Genomic DNA, 3464 nt, shown 5'->3' with positions numbered 1-3464 from the left:
ATCGAGCACCACAACGGCGCGATTTCCATGGCCGAGGACGAGCAGCAAAACGGCGAGAACGCCGAGGCCAAGAAGATGGCCGACGACATCGTCAAGGGCCAGTCGGCCGAGGTCACACAGCTCCAGAACATCCTCGACCGGCTCTGACCGTGCCAGGGCGGGCACAACGCCCGCCCCGCAAACCGGCCGTGCGGGCCCGCAGCGTGCGCACTGCGGGCCTGCGCGGCCGCCCTCGGGCCTCATCCCGCCCGGTCCCGGGAGGTGCACTGCCTCCACCCGTCCACACGGGACTGTCGCAACCCCCGGCGATCAGGGATGCGCAGCGGCGGGCCATGGCGAGCATGGCGTCGGAGGGGTCGATGCCGATGACATGGGCCGAGCGCCCGGCGGCGGCTGTGAGGCCGATACCGGGGCCAGGGCCGATGACGAGGACGACGTCCTGTTCGGCGGGGGCGGCAAGGGCACTCCCCGCACAGCCTGACATTGCGTCAGGCCGACTGCTCATCAGCGGCGGTCGAACAGCGCCTTGAACCGACCCTAAGACCGCAGCGCGAGGTCGATCCGGTAGTCCGGGCGGTACCGGCCGTCCTGCTGTGGGGTGTCGGCTCGAACGGCGCCGGTCTGGCCGGTGCGGGGCCGGCCCGCACCGCTCGCACGGGTCCTGGGGCAGTACGGGGTAGCGGTCCACGTGCTGTTCCAGACGCCGTCGCGCCGCGTCAGGCAGACTGTGCAGTGGAGCGGTACCTCAAGTTTCCAGAAGGCTCGTGCTGGTGCGGACAGGGCATGGACGAGCAGGGCCTGGACAACAGCCGGCTCGACGATGGCCAAGGCTCGGCCCGTCTCAGGGGGCAGGCTGCTGAGCCAGTTCGCGGTCCGTTGGCAGAGTTGGCGTACGGTTTCGCCCCCGTGTGGTGCGGCATCCGGGTCGGTGAGCCAGGCGCTGTATCCGTGCGGGTCTGCGGCGACGATTTCGGCCGGGGTGCGGCCGCGCCATGTGCCGTAGTCGATGTCGCGCAGTGCCGGCTCGGCTGTGGCCTTCAGCCCGAGGAATGCGGCGGTGAGCGCGCAGCGGGTGGAAGGCGACCGTGTGGTCGACGACTGGGGCGGAAGCGCTGCCAGGGCGGTGCCTGTCTCGTGGAGATCGTACTCACTGAGTGGGGCGTGGCCGAAGATCGCATCTGCGGATGTAGCTGAGGGGTGCATGCCCAGAACTGTCAGGCGGATCGTCATGCGGCTGCCCTCCTGTTCGGTTTGCTCCTGCATGACGCCGGAGGGTGCGACACCGCCAGGTCGCTTCGGATCAGCGGCGGTGGTGACGTCCCTCTGGCGGCAGCAAGCGGTCAACCACGGCCACCGGCGCCGTCTCCCGGAGCGCGGCGGTCGACACGTTGCGCGTCACGTTCTCAGGCTTCGCGAAACCTCCTGCCATATCCATCCGGCAGGAGTCCGGAACGTCCCCGCCGACTGGCTGGTTCCGGCCCCGCCACCTGGACGGTCTCGGTGTGGGCAAGCGGGGCGCTTGTCGACGTGGTACGACGGACAGTGACCCGATGGTGAGTGGGAGCACGCATGATCCGGGTACTGGTGGTCGACGACGAGGCCCTGATCCGTACGGGGTTCCGGCGCATCCTGGACGCCGCGGACGAGATCGAGGTCGTGGGGGCTGTTCCGGGGGGAGAAGCCGTCCGGACGGCACAGGAGACCCATCCTGATGTCGTGCTGCTGGACATCCGCATGCCGGACGTGGACGGACTCACCGTCCTCGCCGACCTGTGTCGCCTGCCGCAGCCCCCGGTGGTGGCCATGCTCACGACGTTCGACATGGACGAGTACGTGGCCACGGCCCTGCGCTGCGGCGCGGCAGGCTTCCTGCTCAAGGACACCGACCCGGAGGAGCTGCCGTTCCTCGTGCGCGCCCTGGCCGAGGGGGGCACCGTCCTGTCGCCCAAGGTCACGCGGACGGTCGTGGACGGATACCTCGAGGCCGGCGGCCAGACACCTGCCACGCACGGTGTCGACCGGCTGACAGACCGCGAACGCGCCGTGCTCGTCCTGATCGCCCAGGGACTGTCCAACGCACACATCGCCGACCAGATGCACCTGAGCACCGGCACGGTGAAGGACCATGTGAGCGCCATCCTCACCAAGCTGGAGGTCAGCAGCCGCGTCCAGGCGGTCGTGGTCGCCGAACGGGCCGGACTGCTCAAGCCGTGCAGCGACCCGGAGCCGGGATGATTCCCCGCCCTCCGGCCCGCATACTGCGGAACACTGCGTTCGTCGCCGCAGCACTGCTTGACGTCTGGGTCCATGTCGCCCCGGACGAGCCGCTGAGCCTGGCCCTGGCCCTGGCCGCTGCCTGCCTGCTTGTGCTGCGTCGGCGTTTTCCGCTGCTCGTCTTTCTGCTCACCCTGCCCGCCGTCCTGCTCACGAGCGCGATCTTCGCCTCTCTGGCGGCGCTGTACACCCTCGCCACATTCACCCGGCGGCGGACTCTCCTGGCCGTCTGCGGCCTGGCGCTCACGCTCAGCGACATGACCGAGTGGTCGCCGTCCCTGCAACTCGATCTTTGGAGCCCCTCGGGCCTGATCGCCCTGGGCTATACCGCGGCAACGGCTGCGGCTCCCATTTTCCTCGGCCAGCTCGTTCAGGCCCGTCGGGACCTGTCGCTGCGACTCACCGAGATCTCACAGGCGCGTGACCACGAGCGCAGGCTGAGCGCGCAGGCTGTCCTGGCCGAGGAACGCGCCCAGCTCGCCCGTGAGATGCATGATGTGGTATCCCACCAGGTCAGCCTGATCGCGGTGCAGGCCGGGGCACTGCAGGTCGGCACGCAGGACACCGTGGCCAAGCAAGCCGCAGCCACGATACGGCGGCTGAGCGTGCAGACGCTGGACGAACTGCGGCACATGGTCAACGTGCTGCGCGACTCGCACAGCCACCCTACGGAACTGACTCCGCAGCCGTCCCTGACCGACCTGCGGCGGCTGATCGACAGCAGCGGCATCGACGCCCACCTGACGACGGACCTGCCCGGCGGCCTTCCACCGACCCTGCAGCGCGCCGTCTATCGCACCGTCCAGGAAGCGCTGACCAACGTACGCAAACACGCCCCCGGGGCCACCGCCACCGTGCGCGCCTCCTACGAGGACAACGCCGTCCGCGTCACGGTCAGCAACAGCGCGCCCACGCGGCCCGCCGTCCCCCTGCCCAGCGCGCATTACGGCCTGGTCGCCCTGCGACAGCGCGCCGCCCTCCTCGGCGGCACCGTCACCTCCGGCCCCACCGCCGACGGCGGCTACCAGCTTCGCCTGGAACTGCCGGTCAAAAAGGCACGGTGACCGAGAAGAGACCCCCATGAGCAGCGCCCCGGGGATCGGTCGTGGCACGGAGCCCCGGCCACGTCCGCCGGGGCTTGTCCCCGCGGTCACCGCCATGCAGTCCACCTTGCTTTCGGGCAGGGTGCC

At 69.9% G+C, this 3464-nt stretch carries 4 protein-coding genes; 3 read left to right on the top strand and 1 reads right to left on the bottom strand.

The annotated features are described in order from the left end of the window. Window positions 1–147, top strand: a 147-nt coding sequence (locus tag StrepF001_RS44725) for a DUF305 domain-containing protein (RefSeq protein WP_129803799.1), incomplete at its 5' end; no start/stop codon positions are given. Between the two features lie 390 nt (window positions 148–537). On the opposite strand, the gene StrepF001_RS44720 is transcribed toward StrepF001_RS44725, so the two are convergent. Beyond that, window positions 538–1263, bottom strand: a complete 726-nt coding sequence (locus StrepF001_RS44720) for a histidine phosphatase family protein (protein WP_240798009.1) — start codon at window positions 1261–1263, stop codon at window positions 538–540. Between the two features lie 306 nt (window positions 1264–1569). Here StrepF001_RS44720 and StrepF001_RS44715 point away from each other — a divergent pair, with 306 nt between their 5' ends. After that, window positions 1570–2235 carry a response regulator transcription factor gene (locus StrepF001_RS44715; RefSeq protein WP_129803798.1) on the top strand — a complete coding sequence of 222 codons (666 nt, stop codon included), beginning with the start codon at window positions 1570–1572 and terminating at the stop codon, window positions 2233–2235. Next, a complete protein-coding gene (locus tag StrepF001_RS44710; protein WP_129803797.1) occupies window positions 2232–3338 on the top strand; it encodes a histidine kinase in 1107 nt (368 codons plus the stop codon). The genes StrepF001_RS44715 and StrepF001_RS44710 overlap by 4 nt, the downstream gene beginning before the upstream one ends. Window positions 3339–3464 lie beyond the last annotated feature (126 nt).

Origin of the sequence: Streptomyces sp. F001 (genome assembly GCF_004187715.1) — a bacterium.
GTDB classification, from domain to species: domain Bacteria; phylum Actinomycetota; class Actinomycetes; order Streptomycetales; family Streptomycetaceae; genus Streptomyces; species Streptomyces flavusporus.
This window is presented reverse-complemented; position numbering and strand designations above follow the sequence as displayed.